Genomic DNA, 17,961 nt, shown 5'->3' with positions numbered 1-17,961 from the left:
CTTCAGTGCATTGAGAGAGATGATCATAGGGGCCATTGGTTGGTTCTTTTGAAACACATCAAATTCGCCGCCGATGCCCTAGAGGCAATGGCGCCATATTTATTGACAATCGCCGCACACAAAGCCGAATCGTGTATACCTGAGCAGTGGGTAACAGATACCTTCCCGGAGTTGATCGCCTTTTCAAATTCCGCGTCGGTCGTACCAAATGCATCAACCTGTTGCACGGTACTTAGAGCCTCACTCGCCGACTGATCGAACGCGTCGGCCTGCTGGAGTGATTGTTGTATCGCGACCTGCGGGGAAAGACCCTGTTGATTAATGGTTGACATCATGGCAATCATGTCAGTAGCAAGAATCGAATCCCTTACTTTATTAATCATATCCGGACTGAACTTTTTTAGGCGAGTAGACAAATAAGAAAGATTCTTTTCGCACCCACTACCTGGCTTATATTTAGAGTCATCAAACGTCCCCGCATCATAGGAAGGTGCATCCGTGACACTGGGGGTTGAAGTGGAGTTCGAGGCTAGGATGGCTGAACCCGCGTCGTCTGAGTCACTACTGCCTGCGCTAAATACATTGAGTGATTGCTGCATTATTTGTTGACCCTGCGCCGCATCACCCGACGACTGTGTGACGGCTAGCCCTAATAGCACACTGAAGGCAGCCCCCAGCATGTCAAAAGTATTATGGTCTGTGCTTTGAGAACTGCCGGTATCGGTAGAAGCGCATGACGTCAGTACCAATTGAGCGGCCAAGTAAATCGGGACGTATTTTTTCATCTTACTCTACTCACGAGTTTCACGAGTTTTTTATTTGACTAACCATCCCTTTAGCCACACCGAAATAAGAGTCCAACAAATTCAACTATAGAAGCACTCTAATGTTTCGCAAAAAATATTTTTTTGTAAATCTGATGAAACAGTATCGCCTAATTTTAGCGAGCATAAGGACAACGACTTGATGCAGTCGTGTTAGTGGAAAAACTCCATATTTCAGCAGCGGCAAATGACGACACCGGTGTGGCAAAGACACCAGCAACGGCTCAACCTCTCGAGCCTCGCCTCTCCCCATTTATCCAAGCACTTCTCTTCCTGCAGTTCCCCCTAAACTTCCCCGCTCTAAATTTAAATTTTCTGCTTTCTGCACCGCAGCAGCCGAACATATCAGAACCTCTGAAAATCTCGCCAGAGAGCTACTCAAACAATAGGAAACACCAGAGAACGCATAGCATCACTCACCTGTACTGCTTAAGAAACTCCCCAAGCGCAATTAAATTTATGGTTGATTAAATTAACGCACACCAGAATTTTGACCGACAGCCCCTCCAGATGGAGATGATTGATTGGTTCTTTCTTTCTTCGGCATCCTTTCTACCGCATGAGGATCATAACAACCACCACCGATATCAAGGCCACCATCATTCGGACAGTTACTAAATCCATTTGTTGTGTTGGCACCTTGAGTTGGTGACGTCCAGGTCTCCTGAGCCTGTTCTGGCGTTAACGTGCCACCCAAACTCACAACATCGACCATACCCGAAACCACAACACCTACAGTCGAGCGAAAAGCCACGGCCACGTAATCGCCTCGATCAGCAAAATCGCCAATCTCTTTAAAGTTTTTCTGTGAGTAAGCACAACCTGAAATAATAATCGTAGCAGCAGTAATTGATAAGATTCCAAAGTTCATGGCAGGCGGCCCTTGATTTATTCTTCTTTAACGCCATCCATTGCACTTTCCGAAAGCATAGACTACTAAAATACAATAAATAATTAAGAGCTATAATGTTTGGAAATAATAAAAATCCTTGAATTCAATATTTCTTATTAACGTACCAGCCGCTATGAAGATAACCGAACAGATGCCTTCACCTTTGATGGCATGGTGAGCCCAGAAGGTGATCACCTACGTCTAGTGCTTCGCACTTCGGTCTAACTTGGAGTGATCAGGGGCCTCCACTTTATTGCGAAAAACGGCAGAACCTGCCGCCTTGTTGAAGCGGCGCGGATGGTCAACGGGAGAATGCTTGAGGGTGTTGAAAATCCTGATGCCTACAGGGCGTTGGTTAATCTGGCGCAGGAAGCGTTCGAGGAAAAAAGTTGGGCACGGTACCGGATGCTACGGGACCGGGTGAGATACTCGCCGTTTAAGTGCTGTCCGACCTGATGTGATTCGTTCGCTCAGCGCGAAGATTGTGAGGCTTGCCACGGGCAGGGATTCGTTCCATGCGACCCGGGAGAACGGGGATGTACGGAAGACTGAGCCAGTACCGTGGCATCCACGATTTTGTGGATGCCTTGAGCATGAGCTACCCGCTGGCCAACAGCGTCGGCGAGCAGTCGCTTGAACGATACAACGTCGCTCCGACCACCCGTGTGGCCCTACTCCGCCTGGAAGACGGAGTGTTGCACGCGGACCTGTTGCGCTGGGGTTGGCGGCCGCACTGGGCCAAAGACCGAGCTGCACCAATTAATGCACGGGTAGAGAAGGTCGCTCATGGCCCGTTCTTCCGGGCTATCTGGCCGCACCGAGCCATCGTACCAGTCGACAATTGGTTCGAGTAGGTCGATGAAGGCGGCCCCAAAAAGCAACCCTACCTGATCAGGCGTCGTGATGGCCAACCCTCACTTTGTGCCGGCATTGGCCAGTTCAGCGCCAGTACTGGGCAGGCCAACACTGAGCCGAACGAGCATGATGGATTCGTCATCATCACCGCCGACAGTGCCGGCGGCATGGTCGACGTGCACGACCGGCGCCCGATAGTCCTGACGCCGGAACTGGCCAGGGAATGGCTGGCCCCCACCACCTCCAAAGAGCAAGCCGAGCAGATCGTCCTTAGCCTGGGCGAACCCTCAGAGGTGTTTGAATGGTACCGAGTCAGCCCAGCAGTGGGGAACGTGAGAAATCAGGGGCCAGACCTGGTCCTACCCCACGCTTGAGCCAGTAGCCCTAAATCAAGTAGCCAGTGCGCCAGTGCCTGCGCCGACAGCATCAGAACAACCCTCCTAGATCGGCGGGCACCCAGTTCATGATCACAAGTTCACCCGTTACATCCGCCTTACCTTGGCGCTGATTGGTGTTGCTGTAGCGAATGTCCAGGCACTCGAAGTGAAAGCCCTCGAAAGCACGCCGGATGTCAGGGTGATCGTTGATGCTGACCATCACCTTGCCCTTACAGCGCCGCATGAATTCGGCCATGCGCTCGTAGTTTTCGAAGGGGAAGCCGACCCCATACCCTGCGGTCTGCCAGTACGGTGGGTCCATGTAATGGAAGGTGTGCGCTCGATCATAGCGCTCGGCACACTCCAGCCAGGAAAGGTTTTCGACGTAGGTCCCCGCGAGTCGCTGCCAGGCAGCTGAGAGGTTTTCCTCAATCCGCAGCAGGTTGATGGCCGGACCGGTTGTCGCGGTACCGAAAGTCTGCCCGGTCACCTTGCCACCAAACGCATGCTGCTGCAGGTAAAAGAACCGGGCGGCGCGCTGGATGTCGGTGAGGGTTTCAGGCCGGGTCATTTTTTGCCATTCGAAGATCTGACGCGAGCTAAGCGCCCATTTGAACTGGCGGACGAATTCCTCCAGGTGGTTCTGCACCACCCGATAGAGCGTCACCAGGTCGCCGTTGAGATCGTTGAGCACTTCAACCGGCGCAGGCTGTGGACGCATGAAGAACAGCGCAGCACCACCGGCGAAGACCTCGACGTAACATTCATGAGGGGGAAAGAGAGGGATCAAGCGGTCGGCTAGACGGCGTTTGCCACCCATCCAGGGAATGATTGGAGTCGTCATTTGATAGCAAGTCTTTACTGTATGGATAAACAGGTGTTAGGCTCGCCGCGCTTTGTGCACGGAGCAGGAGCCTCGGCTGGACTTGCAGGAAGGGTCTGCGGGTTCGGCGGGTCGAGCGGATGTTGACGCATCCACTCGGCCCGCTCCTTTTCAACTCATTGTGCGATTGCTCGCACGTAGGCCTGACAGGTCTTCAGGGCAATCAATCCTTGGTCGCCGTGATTGGTGATGCTGATAATTCGTCGAGCATGCGCTGGGTCAAGTTCGGCTCGTATGGCTCCATGAACCACGCCGCCGCTGCCGGTGGCGGCTGGCACCCCACAGCCACTATCCTGGGCGGTGCTGTCGAGTAGGACTGACAGCCGCAGATCAGCAGTAGCAAGGCGGTCACGCAAGCGGGCGTGAGTCTGTTGGGCATCAAGTAATTCCTTGTAGTGGGTTTGATCATTCACCTGCAGGCGATCTTCCAGCGCCCGGCGCCGGACCTGCTCTGCCACCTGCCAATCGATCACCGCCGTGGCGGCGGCTTCGCGCTCAGCCGTGTAGGCCCCGGCCTGCTCGGCCAGCGTCTTGCCGTAGCTGTTCGCCTGCCACAGCCAGGCACCCCGGCCGCCCAGGGCGAGTCCCAGCAACAACGCTACGACTGCCAGGCGCCAATCCAGGGCTTTCACTGCAGCACCTCCAGCGCTCGGTCATACAGCGCCTGCCGATCAGTCATGCCGTTGAACCCACCGTTGATGCGCCTGGTGATCTCCCGGAAGTCCCCCTTATCAGCCAAGGTGTTGAGCCCCTTGCTCTGCCAGTACCAGCCTGCCGACATCGAGGCGTACACCGGCTGTTCGAGCAACTCGGGGGTGTTGAGCAACCGGCTGTCACTGAACAGGGCTTCGCTGCAGGCCTGGTAGTTGGCCCGCCCGGTCACCTGAATCAGGCCACGACCGCGATACTTCTGGCCGTCACCGTCTGCCTCGGGCGTGTTGCCCAAGCGCTGGGCAAGCCTGCCGGTGTCGTACTTGGCCAGGTAGGCACTGCCGCCCAGTTCGCGGACGTAGAGGAACTGGCCCGATTCATGGCCGATCTGGGCGATGAAGGCCGCCATGCGCAAACGGGTAATGATGGCGTACTTGCCCATGGCGGCATTCAGGCCAGGAACAAAAACGCCGGCGTTGCGGCCGGCGTGGGGAAGAATCTGCAGCAGCTGCTGCGCGGTGATAGACATAGGGCTTCTCCTTTGATGGGCACTCAGGCCGTCGGTGACAGTTGCACCACTTGCAGTGGCTTGGTTGCTTTCTTTTTCTTGCCTTTGGCCTTGGCCTTGCCCTTCTTGCCGCCGTTGCACTCGACCGTGGTGGTCCAGCCGGACTGGGTGAAAACCTGCTCCACCGAGTCCACCAGGTACTCACCGTCGAGACCGCCTTTGAAGCCTTGGGCGTTAATCATGCGTTCGGCAAACAGGTCGGTGCGGCCAGGCATTTCCAGGCGCACGCCGGCGGTGCTGCGGTTGAACGCGGCCAAGCGTGCCTTAGCGGCTTGTTCGGCGGCGGATTTGTTCGGGTAGATATGCCGGTCGGTGTGGACCGGCGGCAGGCCATCCGGGGATTCATCGTTGCCCAGCTCGACCACCTTGAGCGCACCGGTTTTCTTGTCCTGATGCTTGGCTTGCACGGCCTTGTGGGTGGTCTTGTCGCCCAGGCGGAACTGATAGCGGCTCACGTCCTGGCGGGTAATGGTGACCGTGCCCAGGGCCTTGCCGCTCGCGCTCTGCCCACCTTGACGCGGCATTACCAGTAGCTTGCCGTCAGCCACCTTGGCGGTGCAGTCGTACTGCTTGGCCAGGCGGGTGATGAAGTTGAAGTCCGACTCGTTGAGCTGGTCGACGCGGGGGACTTTGGTGGTCACCGGGCACACCGGCTGCCAGCCATTACGGGCGGCAAGGTTGCTGACGATCTCCTGCAGGGGCACGCCCTCCCAGCTGCCGCTGCGGGTGGTCTTGCCGCTGCCACGCATGTCGCTGGCCTTGCCGCGTATCACCAGCGTGTCAGGCGGTCCCGATAGCTCGACCTCGTCGACCGTGTAGCGCCCCAAGCGCGCCAGGGCGTGACCCTTCTGGCCCAGGAAGACTTCGATATGAGCGCCCCGCGAAGGCAGCGCCACTGCCTGATCGCGGTCATCAATGCGCAGTTCGAATTCGTCCGACTCCATGCCGGGCTTGTCCGAGGTGCGCAGCATCAGCAGGCGGTCGTTTATCAGTGCAGTAATGTCCTTGCCGTCAGCGACAAGGCGGAAAGCGGGTTGCATGGTATGCACTCCAGAAATGCAAAACCCCGCACAAGGCGGGGCTTCGTCGTTACGCATAACGCGGGATCAATCCCACAGCATTACCAGCGCCTCGGTCGGTACCGGCAGATCCGGCAGCACGATCAGCACCCCAGCCCGGTACGGCTGCGGTTCATCGGCCAGGCCTTGGTTGGCATTCAGCACCGCTTCGACAGCGCCATTGAGGTGGCCATAGAAGTGCTGACAGATCACATCGAGCACATCCCCGTCAGACGTTCTGCAGGTCGTCGCCATAGCTCACAAACTCCAGGCTAAAGGTCTGTTTACGCGGGATGCCGCCGGCCAGCAGACTGCTCTGTTCTTCGTCCAGACTGAGCAGGCACCAGGTGCCCAGCACCTCGCCGTAGCCCGTGGTGAGACTCAGCGGCTGCAAGGCGCGGCCGATGCTGCGCAGGGTGTCCAGCTGCTTGAGGCCACCCTTGTGCCCGGGAAAAATCGCGCCCTTGAGACTCAGCTTGTCTTCGCCCTGGCCGACGGCCTGCTGGGCGATGCTACGGGTCAGGCGTTCCTGGCCCGCCCAGCGGAAAGCGGTCTGCCGGCGCAGCTCATCGAACGCCGCGGTGTCGAGGTTGAAGTAGTACGGCTGGGCGTTCGGGTGCAGCGGCTGCACGATCAGCAGGTGCGGGAACGGCTTCACCGCCTCAGCCGCCGGCGTGGTCGCTGGGGCCAGTGCGCCGGTGGGCAGAATGTTGCTCAGCGAAGGGCTGATCTTTCCGGCAATGCGATTGATGGCAGCACCGGCCTTGGCCGCCTGTTCCTTGAGCGTGCCCAGGCGTTCCTGTACCTGCGCAGCGGCGGTCACGGCCTGGTTGTACCTGGCCGCAACCTCTCCGACCATGGACTGTGCCGCGTTGACCGCACGCATGGTCCGCTGCAGCTTGGCGCCGATGGCCGGCCCGATGAAAGGCAACCCCTCCAGCTCGGCCGCCGCACCGGTCATGTCGCCGATAGCGCCATTGAGCGGGCCCAGCATGCCGTCAAGGCTGGTACGCCCTGCCTCGCCCGCTGCCACCACGGACTTGAGCCCTGATTGCAATTGCTCCATGTAAGGCATGGCCCCTCCTTAAACGTGTGGTGCGTCGGTCATTTGCCGGGCAGAAGCCTGACGTGCGAACTCTTCGAATTGTTGTCGCAAGTGCGGGGCCAGCTCATTGGCCAATTGCGCCGGGTCTTTCACGTCGCCTTGCACCGTTATTGCCACGCTCGGCGAGAAGGTGAACTGCTGATCGACCGGCGGCGGTACCGGCTTGGCCGCCTCGACCGCCTTGGCGAGCGCCGGGGCGGCCGCTGGAGCGGGTGACGTTTCGGCCAGCGAGCGCACCACGGCACCGGGTGCGCCAGCATTGTCGGCCTTGGCCACAGCGGCCGCCTTGTCCTCGCCACCAAACCACGATTTACCCAGCATGCCGCCCAGGGCTTCCCCGCCCATACCGCCGAGAAAAGCCCCCACCGCGCCACCGATAGCGGTACCAATCACCGGTACCACCGAGCCAATCGCCGCACCAGCGGCCATACCGGCCATGGTCCCGCCCAGATTCCCCGCCGCACCGCCGTAGCCCTCGGCCTTTTCCTCCTGGGTCGTGGCGCTCTGCGCCGTAGTCAGGGCGCCGATACCGGCATCGAGCAGCGCACCGCCCGGCATCACCCGCCCGGCTTTGCTCAGCTTGCCAGCGGCGCCCAGCAGCCCAGCAAAGCGCCCAGGGGCAGCGGCTGCCGCACCCACGCCAGCGCCAGCTGCAGCCGCCGGGTTACCCCGGCGACGACGCGAACGCCGCGCCCCGGCAGAGCCCGCCCCAGGGCCGCCCATGGCGTCGGCATTGACCACAAACACCCGCTGCGGATCCTTGCTGCTGCCACCGTTGGCGTCGTTACTGGCCCCCATAAGGCCGCCCAGGGCCTTTAGGCCAGCGTCCACAGGCTTGATGCCGGTCCGGCCTTTGCCCGCTACAGCATCGGTAATGCCCCCCAGCGCGCTGGAACCGCCACGGCCGAGCAAAGCACCACGCCCGATGTTGGCCAAACCTCGGGCAACCTTGAAGCCGTTCAGTAACGTTTTCAGGGCCATGAACGCTGCGCCGGCGGCGGTGACGCCCAGCACGACCGATTGCGAGCCATCCGACAACTTGGTCAGCCCATGGGCAACTGCCTTAATGCCCTTGGCCACCAGATCGGTGGCCGGGCGAATGGCGTCACCGATGCTGCGCATGGCGTCGTCAACCGCTTGCCCCGTCTCGGCCCAGGCCTGCGCCGAGGTGTCGCGGCGCTCGGCAAGGTTCTTGTCGAGAATGCCCGCCGCGTCTTTCGAGTCATTTTTCAGCTGCTCATACAGCCCCCGGTTTTGCCCGTAGGCGGTCAGCGCCGCCTTGACCTGCATGTCGGCGAACAGATCGCCGGTGCGCAGGGACGCCTCCAGGGCGTTGAGCATCGCCTTGGCTTTCTCGGGATCGGTTTCCTTGCTGATGTTGGCTTGGGCCTCGGCCATCTTCGCGGCCTTGGCCGGGTCGGTGGCCTGGACGTATTTCATGGCCAGGGCAAAGCTGGACTCAAGGGTGGACATCCCGCTTTGAATGCCAGTGTTGAGCGAGGCCTGATAGTCGATGCCCGCTTTCTTGTAGGCGTCCACCACCTCGCCTGAACCGATTTTCTCCATCCAGTTCTTGAGGTTGTTGGCCGCTTCATCCGAGCCGCCGGCAGTCTTCATCTGCACCTGCAGCATCGCACCCAGCGAACTGACCGCGTCCAAACCGGTGCTGCCGTTCTTCTCCATCCCCGCCAACAGCTGCGGAAACCACTTGGCCATGTCGGCGGCTTCAAAGCTGCCGGCCTGGCCCTGCAGGGCGATGGCCTCCAGCGCCTTCTCCATGTCCTTGGGGTCGGTGATCTTGGCGTTTTGCTGCAACGCCTGGATCATGCTCGCCGTGTCGACGCCACTGGCACCCTGGCCAATGGCGAACTTGGCCGCCACCGGCGCATAGGCCAGCGCCTTGTCCAACTCCATGCCGGCGCCGACCAACTGATTGACCAGATCGGCAACGTCGTTGCGGGCCATGCCGGTGTCCTGCGAGGTCTGAATCACCGTGCGCGACATCTCGGCCTCTTGCGGCTGATTGGCCACGTTCGACTTGATCGCAATGTCACGGATGATGGCCTGATAATCCGCGCTGATCTTGCCGGCTACGCCCAGGGCGCCGACGCCAACCACGGCCTGGCCCATGCTCGACTTGAGCCCGGTCTTGCCCTGCTCGACCTGCTGGTGTCCCTTGACCTGCAGGTCCGTGCCCTTGGCCACCCGCTGCAGCTGCTGGTACTCCTTGCGCAGGTTGCCGACCTGCACGCCCTGTTTGCGCAAACTGTCGAGGTTGCTTTCCAGCTTGCGCAACAACCCGGCCGCCGAGGCCGCCCCGCTGTCGTGGGCCTTCTTCCACTCATCGCGCAGGCGCATGGTTTCGCCAATGGTGCTTTTCAGCACCTTGGCCTTGTTGCCCTTGTCCTCCAGCTTCTTGATCCGACCCTCGACCGTGCTGAAGGCGGCGCCCACCGACGAACTGACGGCGCCGCCAATGACCAGCGCGAGCGCCAATTTACTTGCCATGCGCTACCCCCTGTTTGCCTTCAATCCATCAGCCACCAGACCACGCGATCAAACGGCATGGTCTCGATTTCGGCAGCGGAAAAGTTCAGCTCTTTGGCCAATCGCTGGGCCAAGCGCCTCTGCACGACAGGTTCAAAGCTCGTCATCCTGCACCAGGCGAAAATAGCCGGCCTGCAGGCGGGTGTAATCCTTGAGCGCCAGGACCTCCAGCTCCTTGGGGTTGACCTCGGCCAGCGAGGCGAACAGGCTCAGCTCGCGCTGTTCGTCATCGCCGCTGCTGACCTGGGTGGCGGCGCGGATATCGCGCACGGTCGGCGCACGCAGGGTCAGCTTGTCGACCTGCACGCCATTGGCCTCGATTGGCTTGGTCAGCGTTACGGTAACGGCATCGTCGCGCAGGTCCATCCAGGCCGGGATTTTTGGGGTTGCTTTACTCATCGGGAAAACTCCTTACAGGCCCAGGGCCGAACGTTGGGCGGCGAGCTGGTCGACGCCATTGATAACGCGCTTCATACCGAGCGGGTCGATTTCGTAAACCAGGCGACCGTCGACTTCCAGCTTGTAGTAGGTCAGCGCGACGTTGTGCTTGATCTCGGCCTTGTCGCCGGGCTTCCAGTCGCCCATGTCGACCTCTTTCAGCGCGCCGCGCAGGGTGACGATCACCGGCGTTACCTTGCCTTTCAGGCCTTTGAAGGCGCCCCGAAACGTACCGTTGAAGGCCGTGCCGTCGGCCAGGCCGAAGAACTTCAACGACTCGCGGCGCACGCCGGTGGTGACGAATCCCGCCTCCTGCTTTTCCATGCCCTGATCGATTTCGATAGGGGCATCCATCCCGCCAGCGCGGTGTTCTTCCATCTTCAGCGTGAGTTTGGGGAGGGTCAGGCTGGGCACGTCACCTTGAAAGCTGACGCCGTCGACGAACAGGTTCAGGTTCGCCAGGGTTTCGGGAATCATTGACATGTGTGCGGCTCCTTAAGCGGCAGTGTCGAGGACTTCGGTGAGCCACTGGTTGGTGACTTCGACGCGGAAGTTCGGGTTTTCGGCCGGCGGCACATCGGTGAAACGGATGTTCCAATACACCTTGCCCTGCTCCAGCTGACTGGCCGTGTTCAGCTCGGTGTCAGCGAAGACTTCAAAGTTGATGATTGCGCCCTGGTTCTTCAGGTCGCGCATGAACGCCTGCAGGCCCTCGGTCACGTCCTTGACGTAGGTCGCGGTGATCGAGCGGTCCACCGCCCACTTGTGGCCGTAGAGGATCGCGTCCATGACGATGTCCATGGTGCGCACGCGGGTGACGAACGCCCATTTCGGATCGCTGCTCAGGGTGCGGTTGCCCCACAAGCGGTAACCGTCATCACGAATGATGGTGGTGATATTCGAGTTGTTGAGCAGGTTGGCCCGGCAGGTTTCGTCACCGTCGAGGAATTCGATTGGGCGGCCGGTACCGGTGATGCCGACAAACTCCTTGTTCGACGGCGAGGCCCAGAACCCGTACTCGCTGTCGGTCCAGGCAAACAGCCCCGCGACCCAGGCCGAAGCAGGCGCGTCGACCGTAGCACTGGCGGTGGTATCCCAGTACTTGACCCCCGGATCGACCAGAAACGCCCGCTTGGCGCCGAAGTTTTCGGCATAGGCCTGGGCCGCTTCGTCAGTGGTGTTCGGGCCGTCCAGGATGGCGACGGCACGCAGCTTGTCAGCCAGCGCCACCAGGGCGGTACCGACCGCCTGAGTGGCGCTGTGCTTGGGAGTCACCAACAGCCGCGGCTGGGCGTTGAACCGGCTTTTGCCGTCCAGCAGCGCCTGCAGGCCAGTGCGTTTGCCGTCGGCCAGCACACCGCCAATGATCGCCGAGGTCTGCAGCGCCGAGTCTTCCAGCTTGGCCACTCCACAGGCCACAATCACCGCCTTGGCGCGCATGTAGACGGCCTGGCAGGCCTTGGTGATCGCCGAGTCCGGGCCAAAGGCAGCAATAGCCTCACGCTCACTGGTGATCAGTACCAGATCGTTGACCTTGGCGCTGTGCGCCGGCGCTTCAGTGAAAGTATCGACCAGGCCGATGATCGAGGACGACGGCAAGGCGATGGTGCGCGCACCGGTGTCGACGTTGGTGACGGTCACGCCGTGAAAGAATCCACTCATCTATGAGACTCCAGAAATGCAAAAGCCCCGCAGTGCAGGGCCTTGTGGGTGTGTTGCGGGAAAGAAAAAGCCCCGACAGTGCGGGGCTCTATTGGGTTTGCTCAGCGATCCAGGGCGGCTCTACGGGGCGATTCTGGGCGTCCGGGAAAGTCTCGGTTTGCGGCCAGTCGCGCAGTGCCTGACGGTACGTCAGTAGCTCGGTGAACTGCTCGGGCGTCAGTGTGGTTTCGCGCTGCAGGTCCTGCTCGTCGCGGTGCCGGGTCACCAGCCATTCGGTTGCATCCACTCGCCCATCGCGCCAGGCGCGCTCTGCGGATGCCAGCGCCTCCTTCGAAATCGGCTGGTCAGCCGCCGGGATGAACTCCCCATCTTCGAACCGCCAGCCGAACCCCACAGGCAAATCCGCCGGAATTGGCTCCCCGAGGGAATCGCCGGTTGCGAAGCCGACAACCAATCCATCTTGAATGAGCGCCTTCATCATGCTTCCCACCGTACGCGCACGTTGATAACCCCGTCACCGACCCCGGCGGCATAGGCGGCAATGTAAACCCTGCCCACGTAACGGTCGCTGAAGCCACCATTTGAACCAATTTGCTGGCCGCTACCGTTGTTCCCAAGCGGCTCAGCCACGATTGTGTAGTCGGTCTTTTGATACGAGTCGTAGTCCGCCATGCCAGCGACATATGCTCGCGGAGTCCGAGCCCAGTTGAGAGCAAGCGTGTATTTTCCGTATGCGGCCTGCCAGCTGGCCGTGGCTTCAAGCCGCTTTTTGTTTGCCAGCGCCGTGACGGTGGGTGCCGAGCCAGCTGCGCCGGTCACGACCTTGGCCAGGAGCACGTCGATCACCGTCGAGTCAAAGCCCGATGCGGCCTGTCCAGCGTCCGACCGCAGGGACGCGGGCACCGCGTCGGAGTCGGTACCAGGAGCCACATAGACTAACAACGCCCGATCCTTGATGCTGGCCCGCAGGTAGTACGTCGAATTCACCGGCAACGCGGCGCTGGTCCAGGCCATAGTCGTCATCACCCGTGGCCGACCGCTCTCCGCCGGAATGTCCGCCTCGGCCAACGCGATCATCACCCCAGCTGGAACTGAGACGCTTCCGCCCGTCCCAGCCACGGCTGCACCAGTGACAGCCAGGCGTCCATCAGCTGTTGCCACCGTCGGGTACTCAAGGGCGGCGAAGGGAAGCGCCGAAGCCTGAGCAATGATCGCGTCGACTTGCTCCCGCGTGTAGGCATCGGTGATACCGTTGTCAGCCAGCGTGGACGGGTTATCACCCGAGATCACAAGCCCGCGATCATTAATCTTGACCCGTGTGTACTCGCCGGGCGCCTTGTCCTTCGGCAGCGCCTCCAGAATGACTGCAGCGACCTGCTCTTTCGTGTAGGCATCGGTGATGCCGTTTTCGGCCAGCGTCGACGGGTTATCGCCTGACACTACCAGCCCCCGGTCATTGATCTTGACCCGCGTGTACTCACCCGGCGTCTTGTTCTTCGGCAACACCTCCAGAATGGCCGCATCAACATAGGAGCGCGTGGCCAACACCACCGCCGGATCAATCTTTAGCTGCACATTGGCCGTGCTGGTTACGATGATGTTCAGTCGCACCACCTGGGTCTTACCGGTGCCCTGGTTGAGCAGCGGCTTGAAGCTCGGCGCGCAGTTGGCCACCGCCACCAGATCACCTTCCGCGTCGTAGAGGCCGATTTCCCGAATCCACCAGCCGCCGACGTCAGGCGGAATGACTTGTTCGGCGATGATGATGTTCGGGTTAGCCGGGTCTACCTTGAGCTGATTCAGCGGTGCCCGACGACGCTCGTTGATGAGCTGGGCTTGCTCGCGGGACGGTACCGGGTCGGTCAGGTTGGCATCGCCAACCGCCATTTGGGAAAACGTCCAGGGCACGCCCAGGGCATTGGCATTGGCCTGTTTCGCCTCGCCCACCGCCGTGAGGATGGCGAAAAACTGACTGTTCGCTGTGGTCATGGGTACACATCCAGATATTCAATTTGATGTTCACGGCCAACATGGCCAAAGCTGCCGCCGACCTCGATGTCGTGTGACATGGGCGGGTACACGTCGATTTCCTCGCCCTCGGACAAGCCCAGCCCCAGTCGCATGTAACCGCTAGTGGCCAGGGAAATGGCCAGGCCGATCAGGTGCCGGCTTACCGGCTTGGCGTCATCGATCAGCCGCGTCAGCTCCTGATACATTTCCTCGGTGATGCCGGTATCCAGCACGCCGACCTGCAGCTCGAAAGTGCCCGGCACGCCCTCGGGCACGCCTTCCCACCACTCGCGAACCTCGATCAGGTAACCCAGCGGCTCGACCACCCGGCGCAGCGCGCCGATGGTGCCCTTGTGCGCATGCACGTAGAACGCCGAGCGAATTACCGAGCGCTTGACCGCCTCCGACCAGGTATCGTCCCAGCGATCCACCGACCAGGCCCAGGCCAGGTGATATAGCAGGTGTGCCGGGCAGGTGTCGGGGTTGTACAGAGTGCGCAGCGGTGCGTTGATGGTTTCGTCGTTGGCCGCTTCGATAGCGCGCTCCAGCTGGGTACTGTTGAGCGGGAGCAGACTGTTCATCTCAGCTCCCCCGCGTCACGGTCACACCCTCACACCAGGCGGCCTGGGCCTTGCTTGGGCGAAGGTCCGCCCAGTCGCCCAGCTCGACCCGACTGACACCGTTGATGTGCAACTGGGCATCCACCGCAGAACGGGCGACCTCGACGCCCAGGCGGCGCCGGGGGTTAATCCAGGCCAGCAGACGGCTATTGCACTCGGCCAGCGTGGCCTCAGTCTCCGGGCCACCACCGACCATATGCACCACGGCATCGATCCGATAACGCAGGATCTCGGCGCCTTGCACCGTCAGGCGATCTCCCAACGGCCGCACATCATCGTCACTCACCTTGACCCGCACCGTTTCCAGCAGTTCGGGGGTGGCGGTTCCGTCGCCCTCCAGACTCAGCACCGTCAACACCACCGCCGCCGGCGTCGGGCTTTCGGCGGTGGCATCGGCGACCAAGGCTGAGGCGTTGCGCGCATGCAGGATGTAGCTGTTGCGCGGCCCGGCCGTGGTCAGCCCTTCATAGACCAGCTGGATACGTTCGCGCAGCGCGTCGTCTTCCTCGAGCACCGCCGCGACCGGCGGCACAGCGGCCAGATCCTCGGCCTGAATCACCAGGCGCTGCAGCCGCACGTTGGCGGCCAACTGGTCAAGGTCGCTGTCCTTGGCATAAGCCAGCAGCAAGGCCTTGGCCGCGTCGTTGACCCGTGCCCGATTCTGCAGGCGCCGGTAGGCACCCAGTTCCAACAGCTTGGTGACCGGGTCGCTCTCCAGCAGGGCATCCCAGTTGTCGCCCATGTACAGGCGAAAGGCTGACAACTCGCCCTGATAGGTTTCCTCGAAATCGAGGTCTTCCAGCACTTGCGGCGCGGGCAGCGCCGACAGCTGGATGGTGCTCATGCCGTTACCTCAACTATCGCGCGTTCGCCCAGGTACAGGCCGGTCAGCTGCAGGGTGATCTGACCACCGACCACCGCCACTACCCTCACCCGCTCCAGCTTCAAACGCGGCTCCCAGCGACTCAGCGCCCTGGCCACCTCGGCCTGCACCGCGCTCTTCCAACCCTCGGAAACAGGCAGGTCGACAAAGCGGCGCAGCTTGCTGCCGTACTCCGGGCGCATCCGCCGACTGCCCAGCGGGGTGGTCAGGATGTCTTCGATGGACTGCCGCAGATGCGCCAGACCGGAAACAGGCTGACCCGTGCGGCGATCCATTCCGATCATGGGTTACTCCGTCAGCAGCTCAAGGTCAGGATGATCGCCGAGGTAACGCTGTGCGACAGCGTCCCCGGCCGCGGCAGTGACGCGGCCTTTGACCACCGCGAGCGTTCGGCCATCAGGCAGGATCAGCACGCGAGAGGTGTAGAGCGTGTCGCGATACACCTGAGCAACGGCCTTCGGTACCGCAGGTGATTCGCTCGGTAGTTGTTTGTCATCGGCTTTGGCCATGATGCCTCCAGGCAGAAAAAAGCCCGATCAAGTCGGGCTGGTCAGTGGTTGTGGTTGGCCGTGTTGCCGGCCGTATCGATGATCTTGCCGCCGCCGTGGATATCGCCTGTCACGCCTAACGGCCCATTGATCTGCACGTTGCCGGTCAAGGTGATGTTGCTGGCCTGGGCGGTGATCGCGTTATCCGTAACGACCACCGTGCTGCCACCGACCTTGACGGTCGCGGTACCGCTGGGCAGCTCGATGGTGTAGCTGCTGGCCTGCCAGTCGTAGACCAGCGAACCACCATCCTCGAAGCGCCACACCTCGACATGGTCGCGGTTGTCCGGCTGAGCGCCGGCGTTGCCATACAGCCCCGGCACGAACGTGCCCTGCGCTGGCTCACCGCTCGGACTGATCAAAGCACCCTGCTCGTCCAAGCTCGGCGCCCGCCAGTGGCGGGCCTTGCCAGCGGCCTGACTGTGCCAACGCACCCAGGCGCTGGTCCAACTGCCGCCGTCGGACACGCGGACCATGGCGGCGGCCAGATCGACCGCCACCACCCGACACGGAATAATCAGACCGGCCAGCATGCGGTCATGCGCTGCGCTTGCGTGGTTCACTGCAGGTCCTCCGGATGAACCCGCTCACCGTCTGGGCCCACGGCCAGTACCAGAGTGCCGGGGGGCTGGTTGGGCCATGGCCATTCTTCCTCGCCGAGGTAGATACCCTGGGTCCACTCGACCACCCACACCGCATAACCGTCCAACTCGGGCCGGGTCCAGTCCTGCGCAGCACGCACGAACTCGGCTGGCTCAACCGCTAACCCCCAAGTCTGCAGACGCAACAACACCGACAACTGAGCCGCGGCGAACGCGACTTTCTGTTGGCACTGCACATCTTCGCTGCCGACGATGAAGCGCGCTTCGAAGCGCACTTCCACGGCTGTTTCACCTGTCCCTGGATCCTGGCCTGGCTCAAACTCGACCAGCTCGATCACTACAGCGGGTAATGCCACATGATTGAGCATGTGAGGCATGGTGCATACACAGGCCAGACCTGGAATGGCCTCGGCAATGCGAGCCTCTATTGCGCTGTACAACAGCTCGAGGCTGAACTCAGACTCAGACACGGTCAGTTCCTCGCAGATACTTCTGCAGTTCAAAGTTAAGTTCCTGCTCCAGGACTTTCAGCAGTTGCTGGTGAGCGCGCTTGGACCAAGACTCGAAGTGTGGCCGCACGTCCTCAAGGGATATCTTGGCTTTGGCCAGGGGGTAGCGGCTGCCGTTTTCCGAGATCCATCCGGAGCTGGCACCACCTCCTCCAGACACTTCACTGTCTGGGTAATCGCTGGCCTTGAAGTGCTTGCTGGCTGTGCGTATCCAGATGTCGGGCTGGCCGCCGTAGACTTTCTTGAAGAACGCTCCCTGATAGCGACGACCTGCCAGCGACACACCCGCCCGGGTTTGCCGAGGCCGACCAGCGCGGCTGGCCTCGATCGAGTTGATGCCGAACCACAGCTTGCCCTGGCCATTGCCGTTGAGTGGATAGGCACGCAAGCGCTGCCGTACAGCGGTGACCGCAACGCGCTCCTGTTGGCTAACCGCTCGGGCGATGTGGGTACGCAACCAACGCAACGTCTTGTTGATGGCGCGGCGCTGCGCTGCAGTCGCTGCCTTGGGAACCAAAGCCGCGAAATCGGCGAACGCTTTCAGATCCGACTGATCAGCCTGCAAGGTGATCATGCCACTGCTGGCCGATTGCTTGACGTAGCTGCCGACACTCATGGGGATTTCCTCAGCACCAAAGTCACCAGGCCATCGCCACCCGGCTCCGGCCTGACGACGATGTAACTTCCACCGCCATCATGGATGGGCAGATCCACCACCACTTGCTGCCGCTCGATAACGCCTTCGGCGTCAGCAACCCGGATGACCAGGTGCGGCTCGCGTAAGCCGGTATTGATCTGGCCGAACTTGGGCTGCAGCCAGGGCGCCGAGAACATGCCGAGGACTTCACGGCCATCGATCAGCACGGGGTCGCCGAGCACGTCGAACACCGTGGCGTCCAAATCGTCGACCAGCTCACGAAAGCTCATGA

At 61.1% G+C, this 17,961-nt stretch carries 22 protein-coding genes and 1 pseudogene; 1 reads left to right on the top strand and 22 read right to left on the bottom strand.

All coding sequences use genetic code 11. The features are described from left to right. Positions 1–23: 23 nt before the first annotated feature. Both NVV94_RS08380 and NVV94_RS08375 read right to left on the bottom strand, forming a co-directional pair. Positions 24–785: a hypothetical protein gene (locus NVV94_RS08380; RefSeq protein WP_258446733.1), complete on the bottom strand. Its 762-nt coding sequence runs from the start codon at positions 783–785 to the stop codon at positions 24–26. Between the two features lie 511 nt (positions 786–1,296). Continuing rightward, positions 1,297–1,695 (bottom strand): hypothetical protein, encoded by a 399-nt coding sequence (locus NVV94_RS08375; RefSeq protein WP_258446732.1) that lies wholly within the window; start codon positions 1,693–1,695, stop codon positions 1,297–1,299. Between the two features lie 557 nt (positions 1,696–2,252). On the opposite strand from NVV94_RS08375, the pseudogene NVV94_RS08370 reads away from it, so the two are divergent. After that, a pseudogene (locus NVV94_RS08370) lies at positions 2,253–2,945 on the top strand (SOS response-associated peptidase). Positions 2,946–2,997: 52 nt separating this feature from the next. Here NVV94_RS08370 and NVV94_RS08365 read toward each other — a convergent pair. The 20 genes from NVV94_RS08365 to NVV94_RS08270 all read right to left on the bottom strand — a co-directional run bounded on the left by NVV94_RS08365 (position 2,998) and on the right by NVV94_RS08270 (position 17,959). After that, positions 2,998–3,792, bottom strand: coding sequence for a DNA adenine methylase (locus NVV94_RS08365; protein WP_258446731.1), 795 nt, complete (start codon positions 3,790–3,792; stop codon positions 2,998–3,000). A 155-nt stretch (positions 3,793–3,947) separates the two neighbouring features. Continuing rightward, positions 3,948–4,463, bottom strand: a complete 516-nt coding sequence (locus tag NVV94_RS08360; RefSeq protein WP_258446730.1) for a lysis protein — start codon at positions 4,461–4,463, stop codon at positions 3,948–3,950. Beyond that, complete coding sequence (locus NVV94_RS08355; protein WP_258446729.1) at positions 4,460–5,011, bottom strand: glycoside hydrolase family 19 protein; 552 nt, start codon at positions 5,009–5,011, stop codon at positions 4,460–4,462. The genes NVV94_RS08360 and NVV94_RS08355 overlap by 4 nt, the downstream gene beginning before the upstream one ends. 23 nt (positions 5,012–5,034) lie before the next feature. Further along, a complete protein-coding gene (locus NVV94_RS08350; protein WP_258446728.1) occupies positions 5,035–6,090 on the bottom strand; it encodes a phage late control D family protein in 1,056 nt (351 codons plus the stop codon). Positions 6,091–6,156: 66 nt separating this feature from the next. Further along, on the bottom strand, positions 6,157–6,363 hold the full coding sequence (locus tag NVV94_RS08345; RefSeq protein WP_258446727.1) for a tail protein X: 207 nt from the start codon (positions 6,361–6,363) through the stop codon (positions 6,157–6,159). After that, positions 6,338–7,183, bottom strand: coding sequence for a phage tail protein (locus NVV94_RS08340; protein WP_258446726.1), 846 nt, complete (start codon positions 7,181–7,183; stop codon positions 6,338–6,340). The genes NVV94_RS08345 and NVV94_RS08340 overlap by 26 nt, the downstream gene beginning before the upstream one ends. Positions 7,184–7,192: 9 nt before the next feature. Then, complete coding sequence (locus NVV94_RS08335; protein ID WP_258446725.1) at positions 7,193–9,721, bottom strand: phage tail tape measure protein; 2,529 nt, start codon at positions 9,719–9,721, stop codon at positions 7,193–7,195. A gap of 132 nt (positions 9,722–9,853) precedes the next feature. Further along, the gene (locus tag NVV94_RS08330) at positions 9,854–10,159 is read right to left on the bottom strand and encodes a phage tail assembly protein (RefSeq protein ID WP_258446724.1); all 306 of its coding nucleotides are present in this window, start codon (positions 10,157–10,159) and stop codon (positions 9,854–9,856) included. 12 nt (positions 10,160–10,171) lie between these two features. After that, positions 10,172–10,681, bottom strand: a complete 510-nt coding sequence (locus NVV94_RS08325; RefSeq protein WP_258446723.1) for a phage major tail tube protein — start codon at positions 10,679–10,681, stop codon at positions 10,172–10,174. Positions 10,682–10,693: 12 nt separating this feature from the next. Beyond that, positions 10,694–11,860, bottom strand: a complete 1,167-nt coding sequence (locus tag NVV94_RS08320) for a phage tail sheath family protein (RefSeq protein WP_258446722.1) — start codon at positions 11,858–11,860, stop codon at positions 10,694–10,696. A gap of 88 nt (positions 11,861–11,948) precedes the next feature. Beyond that, complete coding sequence (locus NVV94_RS08315) at positions 11,949–12,341, bottom strand: phage tail assembly chaperone (protein ID WP_258446721.1); 393 nt, start codon at positions 12,339–12,341, stop codon at positions 11,949–11,951. After that, positions 12,338–13,849 carry a phage tail protein gene (locus NVV94_RS08310; protein WP_258446720.1) on the bottom strand — a complete coding sequence of 504 codons (1,512 nt, stop codon included), beginning with the start codon at positions 13,847–13,849 and terminating at the stop codon, positions 12,338–12,340. The genes NVV94_RS08315 and NVV94_RS08310 overlap by 4 nt, the downstream gene beginning before the upstream one ends. Then, entirely contained in the window at positions 13,846–14,451 is a 606-nt protein-coding gene (locus NVV94_RS08305; protein WP_258446719.1) for a phage tail protein I, read from the bottom strand. Before NVV94_RS08305 ends, NVV94_RS08310 begins: the two co-directional genes overlap by 4 nt. 1 nt (position 14,452) lies before the next feature. Further along, positions 14,453–15,334 (bottom strand): baseplate J/gp47 family protein, encoded by an 882-nt coding sequence (locus NVV94_RS08300; RefSeq protein ID WP_258446718.1) that lies wholly within the window; start codon positions 15,332–15,334, stop codon positions 14,453–14,455. Continuing rightward, a complete protein-coding gene (locus NVV94_RS08295; RefSeq protein WP_258446717.1) occupies positions 15,331–15,657 on the bottom strand; it encodes a GPW/gp25 family protein in 327 nt (108 codons plus the stop codon). The genes NVV94_RS08300 and NVV94_RS08295 overlap by 4 nt, the downstream gene beginning before the upstream one ends. Positions 15,658–15,660: 3 nt before the next feature. Continuing rightward, the gene (locus NVV94_RS08290; RefSeq protein WP_258446716.1) at positions 15,661–15,882 is read right to left on the bottom strand and encodes a hypothetical protein; all 222 of its coding nucleotides are present in this window, start codon (positions 15,880–15,882) and stop codon (positions 15,661–15,663) included. Positions 15,883–15,923: 41 nt separating this feature from the next. After that, positions 15,924–16,454: a phage baseplate assembly protein V gene (locus NVV94_RS08285; RefSeq protein WP_408733487.1), complete on the bottom strand. Its 531-nt coding sequence runs from the start codon at positions 16,452–16,454 to the stop codon at positions 15,924–15,926. Between the two features lie 26 nt (positions 16,455–16,480). Continuing rightward, on the bottom strand, positions 16,481–16,993 hold the full coding sequence (locus tag NVV94_RS08280; RefSeq protein ID WP_258446714.1) for a hypothetical protein: 513 nt from the start codon (positions 16,991–16,993) through the stop codon (positions 16,481–16,483). Then, entirely contained in the window at positions 16,986–17,648 is a 663-nt protein-coding gene (locus tag NVV94_RS08275; protein WP_258446713.1) for a hypothetical protein, read from the bottom strand. The genes NVV94_RS08280 and NVV94_RS08275 overlap by 8 nt, the downstream gene beginning before the upstream one ends. Further along, positions 17,645–17,959, bottom strand: coding sequence for a hypothetical protein (locus NVV94_RS08270; protein WP_258446712.1), 315 nt, complete (start codon positions 17,957–17,959; stop codon positions 17,645–17,647). Before NVV94_RS08270 ends, NVV94_RS08275 begins: the two co-directional genes overlap by 4 nt. Positions 17,960–17,961 lie beyond the last annotated feature (2 nt).

Origin of the sequence: Pseudomonas sp. LS1212 (assembly GCF_024741815.1) — a bacterium.
Classification (GTDB): domain Bacteria; phylum Pseudomonadota; class Gammaproteobacteria; order Pseudomonadales; family Pseudomonadaceae; genus Aquipseudomonas.
The sequence above is the reverse complement of the archived record's forward strand: the minus strand, read 5'-3'. Positions and strand labels throughout refer to the sequence as shown.

What these genes read in the sequence shown, in the direction of transcription:
- NVV94_RS08380 (WP_258446733.1), bottom strand. Translation starts at nt 785, where the DNA reads ATGAAAAAATACGTCCCGATTTACTTGGCCGCTCAATTGGTACTGACG.
- NVV94_RS08375 (WP_258446732.1), bottom strand. Translation starts at nt 1,695, where the DNA reads ATGAACTTTGGAATCTTATCAATTACTGCTGCTACGATTATTATTTCA.
- NVV94_RS08365 (WP_258446731.1), bottom strand. Translation starts at nt 3,792, where the DNA reads ATGACGACTCCAATCATTCCCTGGATGGGTGGCAAACGCCGTCTAGCC.
- NVV94_RS08355 (WP_258446729.1), bottom strand. Translation starts at nt 5,011, where the DNA reads ATGTCTATCACCGCGCAGCAGCTGCTGCAGATTCTTCCCCACGCCGGC.
- NVV94_RS08350 (WP_258446728.1), bottom strand. Translation starts at nt 6,090, where the DNA reads ATGCAACCCGCTTTCCGCCTTGTCGCTGACGGCAAGGACATTACTGCA.
- NVV94_RS08345 (WP_258446727.1), bottom strand. Translation starts at nt 6,363, where the DNA reads ATGGCGACGACCTGCAGAACGTCTGACGGGGATGTGCTCGATGTGATC.
- NVV94_RS08340 (WP_258446726.1), bottom strand. Translation starts at nt 7,183, where the DNA reads ATGCCTTACATGGAGCAATTGCAATCAGGGCTCAAGTCCGTGGTGGCA.
- NVV94_RS08335 (WP_258446725.1), bottom strand. Translation starts at nt 9,721, where the DNA reads ATGGCAAGTAAATTGGCGCTCGCGCTGGTCATTGGCGGCGCCGTCAGT.
- NVV94_RS08330 (WP_258446724.1), bottom strand. Translation starts at nt 10,159, where the DNA reads ATGAGTAAAGCAACCCCAAAAATCCCGGCCTGGATGGACCTGCGCGAC.
- NVV94_RS08325 (WP_258446723.1), bottom strand. Translation starts at nt 10,681, where the DNA reads ATGTCAATGATTCCCGAAACCCTGGCGAACCTGAACCTGTTCGTCGAC.
- NVV94_RS08320 (WP_258446722.1), bottom strand. Translation starts at nt 11,860, where the DNA reads ATGAGTGGATTCTTTCACGGCGTGACCGTCACCAACGTCGACACCGGT.
- NVV94_RS08315 (WP_258446721.1), bottom strand. Translation starts at nt 12,341, where the DNA reads ATGATGAAGGCGCTCATTCAAGATGGATTGGTTGTCGGCTTCGCAACC.
- NVV94_RS08310 (WP_258446720.1), bottom strand. Translation starts at nt 13,849, where the DNA reads ATGACCACAGCGAACAGTCAGTTTTTCGCCATCCTCACGGCGGTGGGC.
- NVV94_RS08305 (WP_258446719.1), bottom strand. Translation starts at nt 14,451, where the DNA reads ATGAACAGTCTGCTCCCGCTCAACAGTACCCAGCTGGAGCGCGCTATC.
- NVV94_RS08300 (WP_258446718.1), bottom strand. Translation starts at nt 15,334, where the DNA reads ATGAGCACCATCCAGCTGTCGGCGCTGCCCGCGCCGCAAGTGCTGGAA.
- NVV94_RS08295 (WP_258446717.1), bottom strand. Translation starts at nt 15,657, where the DNA reads ATGATCGGAATGGATCGCCGCACGGGTCAGCCTGTTTCCGGTCTGGCG.
- NVV94_RS08290 (WP_258446716.1), bottom strand. Translation starts at nt 15,882, where the DNA reads ATGGCCAAAGCCGATGACAAACAACTACCGAGCGAATCACCTGCGGTA.
- NVV94_RS08285 (WP_408733487.1), bottom strand. Translation starts at nt 16,454, where the DNA reads ATGCTGGCCGGTCTGATTATTCCGTGTCGGGTGGTGGCGGTCGATCTG.
- NVV94_RS08275 (WP_258446713.1), bottom strand. Translation starts at nt 17,648, where the DNA reads ATGAGTGTCGGCAGCTACGTCAAGCAATCGGCCAGCAGTGGCATGATC.
- NVV94_RS08270 (WP_258446712.1), bottom strand. Translation starts at nt 17,959, where the DNA reads ATGAGCTTTCGTGAGCTGGTCGACGATTTGGACGCCACGGTGTTCGAC.